The following is a 15848-nucleotide window of genomic DNA, read 5'->3' on the forward strand; positions in this document are numbered from 1 at the left end:
GTAGATGTCGGTTTTATGACAATCGCAACGGCTAAGCTGTCAGCCTTGCATTTACAGCGCCGAACGATAGTCAGGGCCGGTCAGGAACATCCTCCCCACAAGTTCGGATTCGTCATGTCGGACCGTCAAATCCCTTTTGCTGTCGATGCGGACCCTGCCTGGATCGCGCGCCATCCCGGCATCCAGCGCGTGCCCAGCCGCGAGTTGACGCTCTTCATCGCCAGGGATTTCCTGACGCCCGAAGAATGCGAGGGACTCGTGGAATTGATCGATTCCAGCCGCCGTCCCTCGACCATCGCCGACGCCAATGGCGACCGATATTTCCGCACCAGCGAAACTTGCGAACTGGACGGCGCCGATCCGCTGGTCGCCACCGTGGAGGCCCGCCTCGCGGCCTTTGCCGGGATCGATCCCGCCCATGGCGAACCCATTCAGGGCCAGCGCTATGCCGTGGGGCAGGAGTTCAAGGCGCACACCGATTACTTCGATCCCAAGGGGACGGATTTCCAGGAATATTGCGCCATGACGGGCAATCGCACCTGGACCCTGATGATCTATCTGAACAAGCCGCAGGCGGGCGGGGCGACCCGCTTCATCAAGATCGGCAAGACGGTCCAGCCCGAAACCGGCAAGCTGCTCGCGTGGAACAACCGGACCGGCCCGGGCGCCTACAACCCCGCCAGCCTCCATCACGGCATGAAGGTGCGCGCAGGCGTGAAGCATGTCATCACCAAATGGTATCGCGAGCGGCCATGGATGGCGGCATGAACGATGGGTCCCGTTTCGCCGAAGAATCGCGTGATGCCTGGAACGCCGATGATCGGGAACGGCTGCCCGCCTATCCTTGTGTCGATGTTCCGGTCACTGGATTTCCCGACGCATGAAGACGGCGTCGGAGCCGTAAGAGGCGCGTTTGGCCGGATCGAGGCGGCCGGAAATGTCGGTGAAACCCTGCCTCCTCCAAAAGGTGTCCGCGCCGCCGACGGCCATGAGGATGATCGCGCCCTGTCCCGCCCCACGAGCGGCATCGATGGCATATTGCGTCGCGGCTGATCCGGCTCGACCGCCCCGCGCTTCGGGCAGGAGGGCAAGATCGTGCAGATAATAGCAATCGGCATCGGCCGGAATGGCGCCGATCGGCTCGTTCAGCGGCGGCGGGTTGGCCGTCGTCCAGGGATGGGTGACGAGATAGCCCATCGGCGATCCATCCCGGTCCAGCATGAAACATCCCGCCGGATAGAGCGCCAGCCGCTCCGCATAGATGGCCGCGTCTTCCGTGAAGACCCCATGGACCGCATCGGAAATCCCGGAGACGGCAGGAATGTCGGATGGCTGCATCGGCCTCCAACCGCTGGGCGGCGTCATTTCCACTCCTCCCTGTCGAGGCGGGCGCTCTGTTTGCGGTCGGTTCATGGCCGATGTCCCCAATGATGGATGTCTTTTAACCGCAATGGCGCACTTCCCGAAGGAATTTCAACCGGATCGAAGGGATTTCTTCGCCGCTTGAATGAAACGGGGCTGCCGCGTTACGAGGGCGTCATGACGCCCAGGCCTTCCGCATCGCGCCGCCGTTCCCGCTGGATCATGATTCCGTTCAGGATCGTGGCGGGATTCGTGATCGTTTCACTCCTGGTGGTGGGGTTGTACCGCTTCGTTCCGCCGCCCGTCACATGGACCATGCTGTTCGATTCCCACGGCTTCACCAAGGACTGGATGAGCCTGGAAGATATGGACCAGAATATGCCCCGCGCCGCCATCGCTGCGGAGGACAGCCGTTTCTGTTCGCACCATGGTTTCGACGTCGACGCCATCGCGCAGGCCATGCGCCACAATGCCAGCGGCGGGCGGATCAGGGGCGGATCGACGATCAGCCAGCAGACCGCGAAGAATGTCTTCCTGATCCAGGGCGGCGGCTTCGTCCGCAAGGGGTTCGAGGCCTGGTTCACGCTGCTGATCGAAGGCATATGGGGCAAAAAGCGGATCATGGAAGTCTATCTGAACGTCGCGGAGACAGGGATCGGGACTTATGGCGCCAATGCGGGCGCCATGCGCTATTTCCATCATGACGCCAGCCGCCTGACGCGGGCGGAGGCCGCGCGGATCGCCGCCGTGCTCCCCCTTCCCAAGAAGCGGGCGGCGGTCGCGCCCAGCGGCTTCACCCGGCGCTATGGCAACAGCATCGCGGCGCGGATCGGCGTGGTGCAGCGCGATGGGCTGGACGCCTGCCTGCGATGAGGGCATAACCGCCTTCCCTCTCCCGCTTTTTTCCGCCATATCCTCATCGCATGTCTTCGGCACTGACCTCGTTCGAACCGGCCACCGGCGCGCTTTTGTGGCAGGGGGCGGCGGGCGATGTGGAGGCAGAGGTCGCGCGGGCGCGCTCAGCCTGGCCGCTCTGGGCCGCGCAGCCCATCGCCTATCGCATCGAAACGCTGCGCCGCTTCGTCAATGTGGTGCGCGCGCATGAGGACAGGCTGGCCGACCTGATCGCACGGGAAACCGGCAAGCCGCTGTGGGACGCGCGGACCGAAGTCGCCGCGGTGATGGGCAAGGTCGATATTTCCATATCCGCCTATGCCGAGCGCACCGGGCAGAAAAGGCTGGACGCCGCCATGGGCGCGCGCCAGTCCGTCCGGCACAAGCCCCATGGCGTGATGGCGGTGCTGGGGCCGTATAATTTTCCGGCGCATCTGCCCAACGGGCATATCGTCCCAGCCCTGCTGGCGGGCAACAGCGTCGTGTTCAAGCCTTCGGAAAAGACCCCCGCCGTGGGCGAGATGCTGGTGAAGCTCTATCATGAGGCGGGGATTCCACAGGATGCGGTCCGCCTGCTGCTGGGCGCGGCGGAAGAGGGCAAGGCGCTGGCGGCGCATCCCGACGTGGGCGGCGTGCTGTTCACCGGATCGGCGCAGACGGGCATCGCGATCAACCGCCAGTTCGCGGGCGAGCCAGGCAAGATATTGGCGCTGGAAATGGGTGGCAACAATCCGGCGATCGCCTGGGACACGCCCGACATCGCCGCCGCCGCGACGCTGGTGGTGCAATCGGCTTTCCTGTCGAGCGGCCAGCGCTGCACCGCAGCCAGCCGCCTGATCGTCAAGGACAGCATCGCCGACGCCGTGATCGGGGAGGTCAAGAAGATCGCCGACCGGCTGATCGTCGACCATCCCCATGCCGACCCCGCGCCCTTCATGGGGCCGGTGATCGACGAGGCGGCGGCGGACGGGCTGACGGAAAGCTTCCTCTACCTGATGAGCAATGGCGGCAAGCCGATCAAGCATATGGTCCGCCCGATGAAGAACCTGCCCTTCCTGACGCCGGCTATCATCGACGTGACGGCAATGGCGGAACGGCCCGATGTGGAGTTGTTCGGGCCGCTGCTTCAGGTCGTCCGCGTTCCCGACTTCGACGCCGCCATCGCGGAGGCGAACAATACGCGCTTTGGCCTGTCCGCCGCGCTGATCGGCGGGACGCCGGAGCAATATAACCAGTTCTGGACGCAGATCCGCGCCGGGATCGTCAACTGGAACCGGCCGACCAACGGCGCCTCGTCCGCCGCGCCCTTTGGCGGCGTCGGGATTTCCGGCAATCACCGGCCCAGCGCCTATTATGCGGCGGACTATTGCGCCTATCCGGTGGTGTCGGCGGAAATCGAGCAGCCGCGCGCTTCCATCGGAGTCGGATTGAAGCCTGTCGACACCAGCGCGATGGGGGATTGAAAAGGCGGGGCTTCTCGGGTCGCAACTTTTCCTACGCCCCGGTAAAAGCATTCTGGATTGCAGTTCGCCTGCGCGTTCGCCATGTGGGCCAGCATGGCCGAAAATGTCCCTGCCACCGTTTATCTCGTCGGCGCGGGTCCGGGCGATCCGGAACTGCTGACGCTGCGCGCCGCCCGCCTGATCGGCGCGGCGCGGGTGATCGTGCATGACGGCCTCGTTTCCCGCGAGATATTGGCGATGGCCGCGCCGGAGGCGGAATTGATCTCCGTCGCCAAGCAGCGCAGCCGCCATTCCATGCCGCAGCAGGACATCAACGCCCTGCTGGTGCGGCTGGCGAAAGCCGGGCAGTCGGTGGTGCGGCTGAAGGGCGGCGACCCCTTCATCTTCGGACGCGGGGGCGAGGAAGTGGACGCCTGCCGCGAGGCTGGAGTGCCAGTAGAAGTCGTGCCGGGCATCAGCGCGGCGATCGGCAGCGCAGCGCAGGCGCAACTCCCCCTCACCCACCGCGCTGCGTCGAGCGCGGTCAGCTTCGTCGCCGGCCAGTGCAAAGGACTGACGGATCAGGACTGGTCGGGACTTGCGGGCAAGGGGCGAACCCTCGTCATCTATATGGGCGTCGCGACGGCGGCGGACATCGCCGACAAGCTGATGGCCGATGGCGTCGCGCCAGGCATTCCCGTCGCGGTGCTGGAAAACGGCACGCGCCCTGATATGCGGACGCTTCGCACGCTGCTCGCCGATCTGGGCGACATGGTGAAGCGGGAACAGGTGAAGAGCCCGGCGCTGATCGTCGTCGGGGAAGTGGCGGCTCATGCCTTGGCGCGCGACGTGCTGGCGGGATGGAGCGCGCAGGCGGAGATGGTTTCGGAGATGCACAAGTGAAGATTCTGACCGGCAACGACCTTGGCACCGGCGACGTGATCTGGTGGGCGGGCGACGGCTGGTCGCGGCAGGTCGGCGATTCGGCCGATGTCGGCGAGAAGGGCGAAGACCTCGTCCGCTCCGAGGAAGCCGCGCAGCGCGTGGTGGGCGCCTATGTGATCGACGCGACCGTGACCGATGAAGGCATCCGCCCCGCGCATATCAAGGACCGCATCCGTGCCTTGGGACCAACGGTGCGCCCCGACCTCTCGCTCAAACCGAATGACGCCGACGCCGGCAACTGGGTGATCTGAACCATGTATCGTTACGACAGCTACGACCAGTCCATCGTCGACGCCCGCGTCGAGGAGTTCCGCGATCAGGTGCAGCGCCGCCTTGCCGGACATCTGACCGAGGACCAGTTCAAGCCGCTGCGGCTGATGAACGGCCTCTACCTCCAGCTTCACGCCTATATGCTGCGCGTCGCCATCCCCTATGGCACATTGTCGGCGAAGCAGATGCGCAAGCTGGGCGAGATCGCGCGCAAATATGACCGGGGCTACGGCCATTTCACAACGCGGACCAACATCCAGTATAACTGGATCAAGCTGGCCGACGCGCCCGACATCCTCGCCGAACTGGCGACGGTGGAGATGCACGCCATCCAGACCAGCGGCAACTGCATCCGCAACATCTCGTCCGACCAATATGCGGGCGTCGCCGCCGACGAGGTGACGGACCCCCGCCCCTGGGCGGAACTGCTGCGGCAATGGTCGACCTTCCATCCGGAATTCACCTATCTGCCGCGCAAGTTCAAGATTTGCGTGATCGCGTCGGAAGAGGACCGCGCGGCGATGCGGTTGCACGACATCGGCCTCAAGCTCGTGAAGCGCGGGGATGAGATCGGCGCGGAAGTCTATGCCGGTGGCGGCATGGGACGGACGCCGATGGTCGGGCCGCAAATCAGGGACTTCGTGACCGAAGATGAGATCGTGTCTTATCTGGAAGCGTGCCTGCGCGTCTACAACCGCTATGGCCGCCGCGACAACAAGTTCAAGGCGCGGATCAAGATCCTGGTCCACGAACTGGGCGTCGAGGAATATAAGCGGCAGGTCGAGGAAGAATTCGCCCATATGAAGACGCTGGGGCTGAACCCGCCCCGCGAGGAACTGGACCGCATCCGCCCCTTCTTCGCCAATCCCGCCTATGAGCAGGGATTGAGCGACGAAATCGACCGCAGCGATCCGGCCTTCGCGCTATGGGTCGAACGGCAGGTCGTCGATCATAAGCAATCCGGCTATGCCATCGTCAACATCAGCCTGAAGCCGGTGGGCGGCATTCCCGGCGACGCTTCGGCCGACCAGATCGATCTGGTGGCGGATTTGGCGGAACGCTATTCGCTCGACGAACTGCGCGTCACCCATGCCCAGAACCTCGTCCTGCCGCATGTGCGGAAAGCGGACCTCTACGCCATCTGGCAGAAGCTGGACGAAGCGGGGCTGGCCGAGGCCAATCTGGACCTGATCGGCGACATCATCGCCTGCCCCGGCCTCGATTATTGCAGCCTTGCCAATGCACGGTCGATCCCGCTGGCGCAGAAGCTGTCCCAACGCTTCGCGTCGCCGGAGCGGCAGAAGGACCTTGGCGAACTGAAGCTCAAGATTTCCGGCTGCATCAACGCCTGCGGCCACCATCATGCGGGCCATATCGGCATCCTTGGCGTGGACCGGAAGGGCGTGGAGAATTTCCAGCTTCTGCTCGGCGGATCGGGCGCGGAGGATGCTTCGTTGGGCCAGATCACCGGCCCCGGCTTTTCCGAGGACGGCGTGGTCGACGCGATCGAGAAGGTCACGGACATCTATCTGGCGGAGCGCGAGCAGGGCGAACGCTTCCTCGACACCTATCGCCGCATCGGCATGAAGCCCTTCAAGGAGGCGATCTATGGTTGAGTTCCTGACTTTCCGCGACGGCGACGCCGCGCAGGAACCCGCCGTGACGGTCGAATCCTTCACCGGCCAGTCCAACTCCACCGCCGTCCGCATCGAAGCGGGCGAGGATGCGCGGGAATTGCTGCCCTATCTCGACCGGCTTTCCTTGGTGGAGGTGAATTTCCCCGCCTATACCGACGGGCGCGGCTATTCGGCGGCGCGCATCCTGCGGGAGGCGGGCTACCAGGGCGAACTGCGCGCCGTGGGCGATGTGCTGGTGGACCAGATCGTCCCCATGCGCCGATGCGGCTTCGACAGCTTCCGGCCCGACAAGGCGCTGGACGACGATGCCGTACAGCGCGCCCTTAATCGCTATGCCGACGTGTATCAAAAAACCGTCGATGGCCGCCGCCCGGTATGGGCGAAACGGCACCCGGAGAGTGTGAATGGCTAAAGCCGCCCGTGAAATCGACCTGATCGACGCCCGCTCCGCCTTTACCCAGGCCGACGCCGATGCCCTGAACCAACGGTTCGAAGGCGTGGACACGCTGCCCATGCTGAAGACGGTCTTTGCCGAGGGACTGGCGGGCAATGTCGCCGTCGTCTCCTCCTTCGGCACGGAAAGCGCCGTGCTGCTGCATCTGGTGGCGCAGGCGGACCGCACTGTGCCGGTGATCTTCGTCGATACCCTCAAGATGTTCGGCGAGACGCTGGACTATCGCGACACGCTGATCGAACGCTTCGGGTTCACCGACAGCCGGGTGGTCGCGCCCAAGCCGGATGTGATCGCGGCGAAGGACGAAACGGGCCTGCGCTGGTCCTACGACCCGGACGGCTGCTGCGAGATCCGCAAGGTCGAGCCGATGGCCCGCGCCAAGGACGGCCTCGATGCCTGGATTTCCGGCCGCAAGGCGTTCCAGTCGGTGACGCGCCAGAACCTGCCCCGCTTCGAGGTGGAGGATGGGCGGCTGAAGCTCAATCCGCTGGGCGATTGGACCAAAGCCGATCTGGAAGCCTATTTCGCCGAACATGACCTGCCCCGGCATCCGCTGGAGGCGCAGGGCTATCTGTCCATCGGCTGCGAGCCGTGCACGTCCAAGGTCCTGCCGGGCGAAGACCCGCGCGCGGGCCGGTGGCGCGGATGGGACAAGGTGGAATGCGGCATCCACTCGCCGGTTTCGACTGTGACGCCGGTCGGCGATCCCGACGATCCCGCCAACCAGCCCGTATTCTGATCGCCTAGCGCGCAAAGGGAGGGTTTCCCTTTGCGCGCAAAAGGTTAGAATGACCCTTTCGCACGAAGGAGAGGATCATGCCCGTCGAACTCAAGATCCTGGCCTGGGGCACGGTCTTGCTGCTGGTGCATATCTTCGCGGCCGCGCATCTCAAGACTAGGCAATATGGCGCTGGGTGGAACATGGGAGCGCGGGATGAAACGCTGCCGCCGCTGCGTCCCATGGCCGGACGGCTCGTGCGGGCGCAGGCCAATTTTCAGGAGACCTTCCCCATCGCCATCGTGGCGCTGATCGGCGTCGTGCTGGCAGGGCGGACGAGCGAATGGACCGCGTTGGGCGGGTGGATCTGGCTGGGGGCTCGGCTGATATATCTGCCGCTTTACGGGCTGGGTGTGCCGGTCGTGCGGACGCTGGCCTTTGCGGTCAGCCTTGCCGGGCTGGTCATGGTGCTGATGCCGTTGATCCGGGGATAGCGGGTTCGGACGGATCGCTGGCGATCTCACCTGACCGAAATCCCGCATCCGCTTCCGTTATTCGTAATCTTCCATATAGCTGCCCTCCGCCAGGTCGGAGAAGCGCGTGATCTTCGCATCGAACTTCATGCGGATGCGGCCGGTGGAGCCGTGGCGCTGCTTCGCGACGATCAACTCCGCAAGGCCGTAGATACGCTCCATTTCCTGTGCCCATTCAAGATGCTCGGGGCTTTCCTTGTTTCCCGGTTCCTTGGCGGCGACATAATAATCCTCGCGAAAGACGAACCATACCATGTCCGCATCCTGTTCGATCGAGCCGGATTCGCGCAAGTCCGATAGCTGGGGACGCTTGTCCTCGCGCTGCTCGACGGCACGGCTGAGCTGGGACAGCGCCAGCACCGGGACGTTCAATTCCTTCGCCAGGGTCTTCAAGCCACGGGAGATTTCCGAAATCTCCTGCACGCGATTGTCGCTACCCTTCCCCGTGCCCTGCAACAACTGAAGATAGTCGACGATGACGAAGCCAATGTCATGGCGACGCTTCAGACGACGCGCGCGGGTGCGAAGCGCCGCGATGGTGAGGCCGGGGGTGTCGTCGATGAACAGCGGCAGTTCCTGCAACTCGCGGGCGGCGCGGGAAAGGTTCTGGAAATCGGCGCGGCTGATCTTGCCCATGCGAAGCGCTTCGCCGCTGATCCCGGATTGTTCCGCCAGAACGCGCGTGGCAAGCTGGTCCGCCGACATTTCCAGACTGAAGAAGGCCGTCTTGGCGCCCATATTCTTTTCCGGCGGGATGCCGTCGGCATGGTCGCGCAGCCAGCGGGAGGCGGCATTATAGGCGATGTTGGTGGCGAGCGAGGTCTTGCCCATGCCCGGACGGCCCGCCAGGATCATGAGGTCCGAATTGTGAAGGCCGCCGATCTTCTCGTTGAGGCTGTTGATGCCGGTCGTGATGCCCGACACATGGCCGCCGCTGTTCAACGCACGTTCTGCCACCTGCACGGCCATGGTGGTGGCGGCGGCGAAGCTCTTGACCGAACCGACTTCGCCCTCCCCTTCCGACACTTTATAGAGCGAGACTTCGGCCTGCTCTATCTGTTCGCGGGGATTGACGTCCTCGCTGGTATCCAGCGCATTTTCAACCAGTTCCCGTCCGACATTCACAAGCTGCCGGAGCAAGGCCAGGTCGTAGATCTGCTGCGCGAAATCGCGCGCGCCCAGCAGCGCCGCGCCATTGCCGGTCAGTTGCGCCAGATAGCCTGCGCCGCCCAGTTCCTTGAGCGCCGGGTCCTGATCGAGCAGGGGTTTCAGCGTCACCGGATTGGCGATCATGTCGCGCTCGACCAGCTTCATCACCGCTTCATAGATGCGGCCATGCAGCGGCTCGAAGAAATGTTCGGGCTTCAGCTTGAGCTGGATGTCCTCGGCGATCCGGTTGTCGATCATCAGCGCGCCCAGCAGCGCGGCCTCCGCCTCCACATTGCGCGGCAGTTCGGGGCCACCCGCATCGGGAGCGGCATTGATCTTCACCAGTTCAACCATTCGTCCCTCATCGCGCCGCCGGAGCCCCCGCGCAAGATGCCAGTTCGAAACGATCTGTGGATAAGTCGCGCTTGCATTTCGTCATTCCCCGCCGCAGTGACGGAAGCCTGCACCATGGCCGATCCTCGCATCATAGACATAAAACTCGACGAACGCACGATCCTGTGGCGCAACGCCGATGTCGAACAGGAACGGCGCATCGCGATCTTCGACCTGTTGGAAGACAATCATTTCGCGCCGCAGCGAGTGCATGAGGACGGCTATGCCGGTCCCTACAAGGTGCTGCTGCGGGTCGAGGACGGGCGGCTGGTGATCGAAATGCAGCGCGAAGACGACAGCCCGCTGGAAGCCGTGATCTTGGGGCTGGGCCGGTTCCGTCGGCCTATCCGGGAATATTTCGCGATCTGCGACAGCTATTATCAGGCGATCAACAACGCCTCGCCCCAGCAGATCGAGACGGTGGACATGGCGCGACGCGGCATCCACAATCAGGCGGCGGAAATGCTGATGGAACGGCTGGAAGGCAAGATCGAGGTGGATTTCGACACCGCACGGCGGCTCTTCACGCTGATCTGCGTGTTGCATATCAAGGGGTGAGGACAATCGGGGGGCTGACTTCGCGGCAATGGCTGGCGCGCATGGGCTTTGCGCTGGCGGTGAGCGCGGCGCTCATGACGGCGCTGTGGCTCTACGCGCGCGGCTGGGCGCCGGACCGCGACCATTATCCGATGCAGGGCGTGTCGGTGGATGCGGGCAACGGCGTCATCGATTGGGGCACGCTGGCGGCGCAGGGGACGGATTTCGCCTATATCCGCGCCGCCAATGGCTGGGGCCAACGCGATCCGGCCTTCGGCGCGAACTGGGCCGAAACGCGCAAGGCCGGGATCCGCTATGGCGCGATGCTGGAGTTCGGCCTGTGCCGCCGAGCCTATGAACAGGCGACGCCCTTCATCACCACGGTGCCGCGCGACAATGCGGCCCTGCCCCCGGTCGTCAGGCTGGCGTTCAACCCCGCCTGCAAGGCACGGCCGGGACGGGACAAGGTGCTTTCGGAACTCAACACGCTCATCAACCTGATCGAAAGCCATTCGGGCAAGCCGGTCCTGCTCAACGTGACGAAGGATTTCGACGCCGATTACGACATCGGCTCGGGCATCAACCGCACGCTGTGGCTGGACGGCAATTTCTTCCCGCCCGATTATGCGACGCGGCCGTGGGTGGTGTGGACCGCCAGCGACATGCGGCACATCGACGGGGTGGACGGTCCTGTGCGCTGGAATGTGGTCGCGCCATGAGGAAAGAGGCATCCGCGAAAGCTCTGGTGGAAGCGGCGCGAACGGCAATGGCGCATGCCCATGCGCCCTATAGCGGCTTTGCGGTGGGAGCGGCGGTGCGGTTGACGGATGGGCAGATCGTCACCGGCGCGAATTTCGAGAATGCGAGCCATGGCCTGTCGCTTTGCGCCGAAACAGTGGTGCTGGCGACCGTCAACTCGCTGGGGCGGCTGGCCGATGTGGAGGCGATCGCCGTGGCGGGCGGCAAGGATTGCATCTCGCCCTGTGGCCGGTGCCGTCAGGTCATGCATGAAGCGGAGCAGATTGCGGGCCGCCCCATCGCCGTCTATTGCGCTGCTGCAAGCGGCGACGCCATGATGGAACATGGCGTCGCCACGCTGCTGCCCCATGCCTTCGGTCCGGCGGACCTGGGCGTCACGAAGAAGAAAAGCTGAGGACCAATGGCTATCCTGTCGGACAAATGGATTCGCGAGCAGGCCCTGAACAGCGGCATGATCGAGCCTTTCGTGGAAAATCAGCGGCGGGACGGCTGCATCAGCTACGGCCTCTCCTCCTATGGTTATGACGCGCGGGTGGCGGACGAGTTCAAGATTTTCACCAATGTCGACAGCGCCGTGGTGGACCCCAAGGATTTCGCGTCGAACAGCTTCGTCGACCGCAAGACCGACTGCTGCATCATCCCGCCCAACAGCTTCGCGCTCGCCCGCACGGTCGAATATTTCCGGGTGCCGCGTGACGTGCTGGTCATCTGCCTCGGCAAGTCCACCTATGCGCGGTGCGGGATCATCGTGAACGTCACCCCGCTCGAGCCGGGCTGGGAGGGGCATGTGACGCTGGAATTTTCCAACACCACGCCCCTGCCCGCCAAGATCTACGCCAATGAGGGCGCGTGCCAGTTCCTGTTCCTGCAAGGCAATGAGCCGTGCGAGGTGAGCTATGCCGACCGGGCGGGGAAATATATGGGCCAGCAAGGGGTGACATTGCCGCGCCTCTGAAGCCGTGCAACAATCGGCGGCATGATCGCCCTTCCCGCATGGCTGCGCCGCAAAGCGCCGATGACAGCGCCCCTGTCGCCCAGCGTCGGCGACGACCGGCGGGTCTACGCCATCGGGGACATCCATGGCCGGAACGACCTTCTGGGCGATCTTCTGGAGTTGATCGCGCGCGACCATGAGGCGCGCGGGGCGATGCCGGCGCATCTGATCCTGCTGGGCGACCTGGTCGACCGGGGCCCCTGCTCCGCGCAGGTGATCGAACGCGCCATGGAACTGGCGCGGACCGATCCTCTCGTCCGCTTCGTCAAGGGCAATCATGAGGAAGCATTCTTGCTGGCGGCGCGGGGCCATGTCCGCGCGACCCACTTCTTCCGGCAATATGGCGGGGCGGAAACGGCGGCGAGCTATGGGCTGGACCCGCGGGAATGCCGCGCCATGGACGATGAGGAACTGGCGGACTGGATGGCCGACAATGTGCCGCAGGCCCATGTCGATTTCGTGGAAGGGTTCGAGGACAGCGTGGAGATGGGCGATTATTTCTTCGTCCATGCAGGGGTGAAGCCGGGCATCGCGCTCCATGCCCAGTCGCCCGACGACCTGCGCTGGATCAGGGCCGAGTTCCTCGACTATCCGCACGGGCATGAGAAGGTCATCGTCCATGGCCATAGCATCAGCGAGGATGTGGACGAATGCTCCAACCGCATCGGCATCGATACGGGCGCCTATCGCTCCGGGCGGCTCACCGCCATCGGGCTGGAAGGGACGGCGCGGTGGTTTATCCAGACGGGGGTGGAACGGGATTTAGGAGAACATAGCTAACACGAATGGCAGGATTCGGCCAAGAGCGGACATCCAATCTCCGTTCGGGCTGAGCTTGCCGAAGCCCTCCACTGGGCGGAGCAAAGTGGCCTCCCTACGGTCGGCCGAGCCCTTCGACTTCGCTCAGGGCGAACGGAATGAAGAAAGCGGACTGTCGCCAATCCACCCCAAACCGCCGCCACCATGAACGGAAAAGGCCGGCGCTCCTTAACGGAACACCGGCCTTTCCACCCCCTGTTGTCTCGGAAAATTCAGGCGACCTTGGCCTGAACCTGCGCTTCTTCCTCGGCGTCGCGCAGCACATAGCCGCGGCCCCACACCGTCTCGATATAATTCTCTCCGCCGCAGGCCAGCGCCAGCTTCTTGCGCAGCTTGCAGATGAAAACGTCGATGATCTTGAGTTCCGGTTCGTCCATGCCGCCGTAAAGGTGGTTCAGGAACATTTCCTTGGTCAGCGTGGTGCCCTTGCGGAGCGAGAGCAGCTCCAGCATCGCATATTCCTTGCCGGTCAGGTGGACGCGGTTGCCGTCCACTTCCACCGTCTTGGCGTCCAGATTGACGGCCAGCTTGCCGGTGCGGATCACCGATTGCGAATGGCCCTTGGACCGGCGGACGACGGCGTGGATACGCGCGATCAGTTCCTCGCGGTGGAAGGGCTTGGTCACATAATCGTCGGCGCCAAAGCCGAAGGAGCGGACCTTGCTGTCCATTTCCGCCACGCCCGACAGGATCAGCACCGGAGTCTGGACGCGGGCGGCGCGCAGCTTCTTGAGCACGTCATAGCCGTGCATGTCCGGCAGGTTCAGGTCCAGGCAAATGATATCGTAATCATAGAGCTTGCCGAGGTCGAGGCCCTCTTCACCCAGGTCCGTCGTATAGACGTTGAACCCTTCGGTCGTGAGCATCAGCTCGATGGCCTTGGCCGTGGTCGGTTCATCTTCAATAAGCAGGACGCGCATGTGAAGCCCCTTTTGGTAACAGGTCCGTTCACCCCACCAGAACGGCATCTGCTGTAATTCATTAACCAAAAAACTTCTGAAGGACAAAGGTTAATTTTTCGCTAACCCGCAGGATTCCGCGAGTCGCGGTAAAATGAATCACTTTACAAAGGGTTGAGGGCGTAACGGCCGGCCCGGAGTCAAGCTGGATTCACCTGCGAAACGACATGTCAGCAATCATGATGACGCACAAGGAAATCGAGCAGCGCCTCGACCCGCGCGGGGCGCAGGCGCGATGGCGGCGTCACCAGATGAAGACCCAGCGCAGGGGGGCGCCAGTCGTGCAGGATTTCCTCCAGATCGCCCGCCGCCAGCGCATCGCCCACGATGAAATCGGGAAGACGCGCAATGCCAATGCCCTCCCCCAGCGCGGGCAGCATCGCTTCGCCGCTATTGACGGTGAGGCGCGCATGAACCTGCACCACGACATGCTGCCGCCCCGGCCCGAAAAAGCGCCACACGCCGGGGGTGGGCGAATTGGAGTAGCACAGGCAATGATGGCCGCTAAGATCGGACGGATGAACGGGCCTGCCGCGTTCGGCCAGATAGGCGGGCGATGCGACCACATGCAGCATCACGTCCGCCAGTTTGCGCGCGCGAAGCGAACTGTCGGGCATGTCGGCAATGCGGATGGTCGCGTCCAGCCCGGCTTCGACAAGGTCGATATGCGCATCCGAAAGTTGCAGATCGACATCCACCAGCGGATTCTCCTTGCAGAATTGCGCGATAAGCGGGGCGATCCGAAGCAGGCCGAAGGTCATGGGCGCGCCCAGACGCACGGTGCCGGAAAGCTCGGCCGTTTCGTCGCGCGCCGCTTCCTCCGCCGCGACGCCTTCGGACAGGATGCGTTCGGCATGGGCGACGAGCCGCCTCCCGCTTTCTGTCAGCGACAGGCGACGGCTGGTGCGATGGAAGAGACTGGTGTCCAGATGCTGCTCCAGCCGGGTGACAGCCTTGGAAACGGTAGCCTTCGAGACGCCTAATGCCCTCGCCGCGTCGGTGAAGCTGCGATGCTCCACCACGGCAGCGAACATGGCCCAGGCTTCAAAATCGGGGAGACGCATAATGGAAACAATCCGTTTCAATACCACTTGTTCAAGAAACGATTCCTGATCGCTAGATTGTCGGAAAGCAAGCCGGAAACCTCCGGCGCGACGAATGGAAAGGCAAGCATATGCGCACGGGCACAACGAACCGCATCGAGCGGCGGCCGTTTGAATCGCTCGGCCATGCCGACCATGGCTGGCTGAACGCACGGCATCATTTTTCCTTCGCGGACTATCATGATCCCGACCGGATGCACTGGGGCGCGATCCGGGTGTGGAACGACGATGAAATCGCCGCGCGATCGGGCTTTCCGCCGCATCCGCACGCCGACATGGAAATCATCACCTATGTCCGCAGGGGCGCGATCACCCACCAGGACAGCCTGGGCAACAACGGCCGCACCGCGGCAGGCGATGTCCAGGTGATGAGTGCAGGCACCGGAATCCGCCATGCCGAATATAATCTGGAGGATGAGACGACGACGCTCTTCCAGATCTGGATCATCCCGCGGGCGCGGGGCGGATCGCCGATCTGGGGCACCAAGCCTTTCCCCAAAGGCGACCGTTCAGGCAAGCTGGCGGTTCTCGCCAGCGGCTATGAGGAGGATAAGGAGGCGCTCCGCATCCGGGCCGACGCCCGCCTGCTGGGCGGGACGGTAAAGGCCGGGGACAGCGTGACCTATGACAGCGCGCCCGGACGGCACCTCTATCTCGTCCCCGCCACCGGACGGATCGAGATCGACGGCGAAGTGTTCGAGGCGCGGGACGGCGCCGCGATCATCGGCGGCCAGCCGATCACCATCAGAGCGATCGAGGACGCGGAAATCGTCCTGGTCGACAGCGAATAAGGCTGGCCCTCCCACCAGCCGACAGGCCGCCCGCGTCTTGCCTGATGCGGGCGGCCCCCCTCTTCCCTCTCATCCCATCAAAGGGGCAG

19 protein-coding genes are annotated in these 15848 nt (G+C 63.9%); 15 read left to right on the forward strand and 4 right to left on the reverse strand.

What is annotated here, in order from left to right; all coding sequences use genetic code 11:
• The first annotated feature begins 114 nt into the window (after positions 1-114).
• Complete coding sequence (locus SCLO_RS05605) at positions 115-768, forward strand: prolyl hydroxylase family protein (RefSeq protein ID WP_231923358.1); 654 nt, start codon at positions 115-117, stop codon at positions 766-768.
• A 93-nt stretch (positions 769-861) separates the two neighbouring features.
• Here the strand turns inward: SCLO_RS05605 and SCLO_RS05610 are convergent, their stop codons facing one another.
• On the reverse strand, positions 862-1365 hold the full coding sequence (locus SCLO_RS05610; RefSeq protein ID WP_066517422.1) for a GNAT family N-acetyltransferase: 504 nt from the start codon (positions 1363-1365) through the stop codon (positions 862-864).
• Positions 1366-1539: 174 nt separating this feature from the next.
• Here SCLO_RS05610 and mtgA point away from each other — a divergent pair, with 174 nt between their 5' ends.
• From mtgA to SCLO_RS05650, 8 genes are all read left to right on the forward strand, one after another.
• Positions 1540-2235, forward strand: a complete 696-nt coding sequence (gene mtgA, locus SCLO_RS05615; RefSeq protein WP_066517537.1) for a monofunctional biosynthetic peptidoglycan transglycosylase — start codon at positions 1540-1542, stop codon at positions 2233-2235.
• Positions 2236-2285: 50 nt separating this feature from the next.
• Complete coding sequence (astD, locus tag SCLO_RS05620; RefSeq protein WP_066517420.1) at positions 2286-3719, forward strand: succinylglutamate-semialdehyde dehydrogenase; 1434 nt, start codon at positions 2286-2288, stop codon at positions 3717-3719.
• A gap of 93 nt (positions 3720-3812) precedes the next feature.
• Positions 3813-4601, forward strand: coding sequence for a uroporphyrinogen-III C-methyltransferase (gene cobA / locus SCLO_RS05625; protein WP_066517536.1), 789 nt, complete (start codon positions 3813-3815; stop codon positions 4599-4601).
• Entirely contained in the window at positions 4598-4894 is a 297-nt protein-coding gene (locus SCLO_RS05630; RefSeq protein ID WP_066517419.1) for a DUF2849 domain-containing protein, read from the forward strand. Before cobA ends, SCLO_RS05630 begins: the two co-directional genes overlap by 4 nt.
• A gap of 3 nt (positions 4895-4897) precedes the next feature.
• Entirely contained in the window at positions 4898-6529 is a 1632-nt protein-coding gene (locus SCLO_RS05635) for a nitrite/sulfite reductase (protein WP_066517417.1), read from the forward strand.
• Positions 6522-6962, forward strand: a complete 441-nt coding sequence (locus SCLO_RS05640; RefSeq protein WP_066517416.1) for a DUF934 domain-containing protein — start codon at positions 6522-6524, stop codon at positions 6960-6962. The genes SCLO_RS05635 and SCLO_RS05640 overlap by 8 nt, the downstream gene beginning before the upstream one ends.
• Positions 6955-7743, forward strand: coding sequence for a phosphoadenylyl-sulfate reductase (locus SCLO_RS05645; RefSeq protein WP_066517415.1), 789 nt, complete (start codon positions 6955-6957; stop codon positions 7741-7743). Before SCLO_RS05640 ends, SCLO_RS05645 begins: the two co-directional genes overlap by 8 nt.
• Before the next feature lie 77 nt (positions 7744-7820).
• On the forward strand, positions 7821-8216 hold the full coding sequence (locus tag SCLO_RS05650; RefSeq protein WP_066517413.1) for an MAPEG family protein: 396 nt from the start codon (positions 7821-7823) through the stop codon (positions 8214-8216).
• Positions 8217-8273: 57 nt separating this feature from the next.
• Here SCLO_RS05650 and SCLO_RS05655 read toward each other — a convergent pair whose 3' ends face one another.
• Entirely contained in the window at positions 8274-9758 is a 1485-nt protein-coding gene (locus SCLO_RS05655) for a replicative DNA helicase (RefSeq protein ID WP_066517412.1), read from the reverse strand.
• Positions 9759-9872: 114 nt separating this feature from the next.
• Here SCLO_RS05655 and SCLO_RS05660 point away from each other — a divergent pair, with 114 nt between their 5' ends.
• The 5 genes from SCLO_RS05660 to SCLO_RS05680 are packed head-to-tail and all read left to right on the forward strand — an operon-like array spanning position 9873 to position 12867.
• Positions 9873-10355 (forward strand): UPF0262 family protein, encoded by a 483-nt coding sequence (locus tag SCLO_RS05660; protein ID WP_066517534.1) that lies wholly within the window; start codon positions 9873-9875, stop codon positions 10353-10355.
• Between the two features lie 41 nt (positions 10356-10396).
• Positions 10397-11053 (forward strand): GH25 family lysozyme, encoded by a 657-nt coding sequence (locus tag SCLO_RS05665; RefSeq protein ID WP_066517411.1) that lies wholly within the window; start codon positions 10397-10399, stop codon positions 11051-11053.
• Positions 11050-11487 carry a cytidine deaminase gene (locus SCLO_RS05670; protein WP_066517409.1) on the forward strand — a complete coding sequence of 146 codons (438 nt, stop codon included), beginning with the start codon at positions 11050-11052 and terminating at the stop codon, positions 11485-11487. Before SCLO_RS05665 ends, SCLO_RS05670 begins: the two co-directional genes overlap by 4 nt.
• 6 nt (positions 11488-11493) lie before the next feature.
• Complete coding sequence (dcd, locus tag SCLO_RS05675) at positions 11494-12048, forward strand: dCTP deaminase (protein WP_066517407.1); 555 nt, start codon at positions 11494-11496, stop codon at positions 12046-12048.
• A 21-nt stretch (positions 12049-12069) separates the two neighbouring features.
• Positions 12070-12867: a metallophosphoesterase gene (locus SCLO_RS05680; RefSeq protein ID WP_066517405.1), complete on the forward strand. Its 798-nt coding sequence runs from the start codon at positions 12070-12072 to the stop codon at positions 12865-12867.
• A gap of 251 nt (positions 12868-13118) precedes the next feature.
• On the opposite strand, the gene ctrA is transcribed toward SCLO_RS05680, so the two are convergent.
• Both ctrA and SCLO_RS05690 read right to left on the reverse strand, forming a co-directional pair.
• A complete protein-coding gene (gene ctrA, locus SCLO_RS05685) occupies positions 13119-13826 on the reverse strand; it encodes a response regulator transcription factor CtrA (protein WP_066520805.1) in 708 nt (235 codons plus the stop codon).
• Between the two features lie 209 nt (positions 13827-14035).
• Complete coding sequence (locus SCLO_RS05690) at positions 14036-14929, reverse strand: LysR family transcriptional regulator (RefSeq protein ID WP_066520804.1); 894 nt, start codon at positions 14927-14929, stop codon at positions 14036-14038.
• Between the two features lie 110 nt (positions 14930-15039).
• On the opposite strand from SCLO_RS05690, the gene SCLO_RS05695 reads away from it, so the two are divergent.
• Positions 15040-15759: a pirin family protein gene (locus SCLO_RS05695; protein WP_066520802.1), complete on the forward strand. Its 720-nt coding sequence runs from the start codon at positions 15040-15042 to the stop codon at positions 15757-15759.
• Positions 15760-15848: the final 89 nt, after the last annotated feature.

It is taken from the genome of Sphingobium cloacae (assembly GCF_002355855.1).
Classification (GTDB): domain Bacteria; phylum Pseudomonadota; class Alphaproteobacteria; order Sphingomonadales; family Sphingomonadaceae; genus Sphingobium; species Sphingobium cloacae.

Coding starts and splice junctions, on each gene's coding strand:
- SCLO_RS05605 (WP_231923358.1), top strand. CDS start 115: ATGTCGGACCGTCAAATCCCTTTTGCTGTCGATGCGGACCCTGCCTGG.
- SCLO_RS05655 (WP_066517412.1), bottom strand. CDS start 9,758: ATGGTTGAACTGGTGAAGATCAATGCCGCTCCCGATGCGGGTGGCCCC.
- SCLO_RS05645 (WP_066517415.1), top strand. CDS start 6,955: ATGGCTAAAGCCGCCCGTGAAATCGACCTGATCGACGCCCGCTCCGCC.
- mtgA (WP_066517537.1), top strand. CDS start 1,540: ATGACGCCCAGGCCTTCCGCATCGCGCCGCCGTTCCCGCTGGATCATG.
- SCLO_RS05660 (WP_066517534.1), top strand. CDS start 9,873: ATGGCCGATCCTCGCATCATAGACATAAAACTCGACGAACGCACGATC.
- SCLO_RS05690 (WP_066520804.1), bottom strand. CDS start 14,929: ATGCGTCTCCCCGATTTTGAAGCCTGGGCCATGTTCGCTGCCGTGGTG.
- dcd (WP_066517407.1), top strand. CDS start 11,494: ATGGCTATCCTGTCGGACAAATGGATTCGCGAGCAGGCCCTGAACAGC.
- SCLO_RS05695 (WP_066520802.1), top strand. CDS start 15,040: ATGCGCACGGGCACAACGAACCGCATCGAGCGGCGGCCGTTTGAATCG.
- ctrA (WP_066520805.1), bottom strand. CDS start 13,826: ATGCGCGTCCTGCTTATTGAAGATGAACCGACCACGGCCAAGGCCATC.
- SCLO_RS05650 (WP_066517413.1), top strand. CDS start 7,821: ATGCCCGTCGAACTCAAGATCCTGGCCTGGGGCACGGTCTTGCTGCTG.
- SCLO_RS05610 (WP_066517422.1), bottom strand. CDS start 1,365: ATGACGCCGCCCAGCGGTTGGAGGCCGATGCAGCCATCCGACATTCCT.
- SCLO_RS05635 (WP_066517417.1), top strand. CDS start 4,898: ATGTATCGTTACGACAGCTACGACCAGTCCATCGTCGACGCCCGCGTC.
- SCLO_RS05665 (WP_066517411.1), top strand. CDS start 10,397: ATGGGCTTTGCGCTGGCGGTGAGCGCGGCGCTCATGACGGCGCTGTGG.
- SCLO_RS05670 (WP_066517409.1), top strand. CDS start 11,050: ATGAGGAAAGAGGCATCCGCGAAAGCTCTGGTGGAAGCGGCGCGAACG.
- cobA (WP_066517536.1), top strand. CDS start 3,813: ATGGCCGAAAATGTCCCTGCCACCGTTTATCTCGTCGGCGCGGGTCCG.
- SCLO_RS05680 (WP_066517405.1), top strand. CDS start 12,070: ATGATCGCCCTTCCCGCATGGCTGCGCCGCAAAGCGCCGATGACAGCG.
- astD (WP_066517420.1), top strand. CDS start 2,286: ATGTCTTCGGCACTGACCTCGTTCGAACCGGCCACCGGCGCGCTTTTG.
- SCLO_RS05640 (WP_066517416.1), top strand. CDS start 6,522: ATGGTTGAGTTCCTGACTTTCCGCGACGGCGACGCCGCGCAGGAACCC.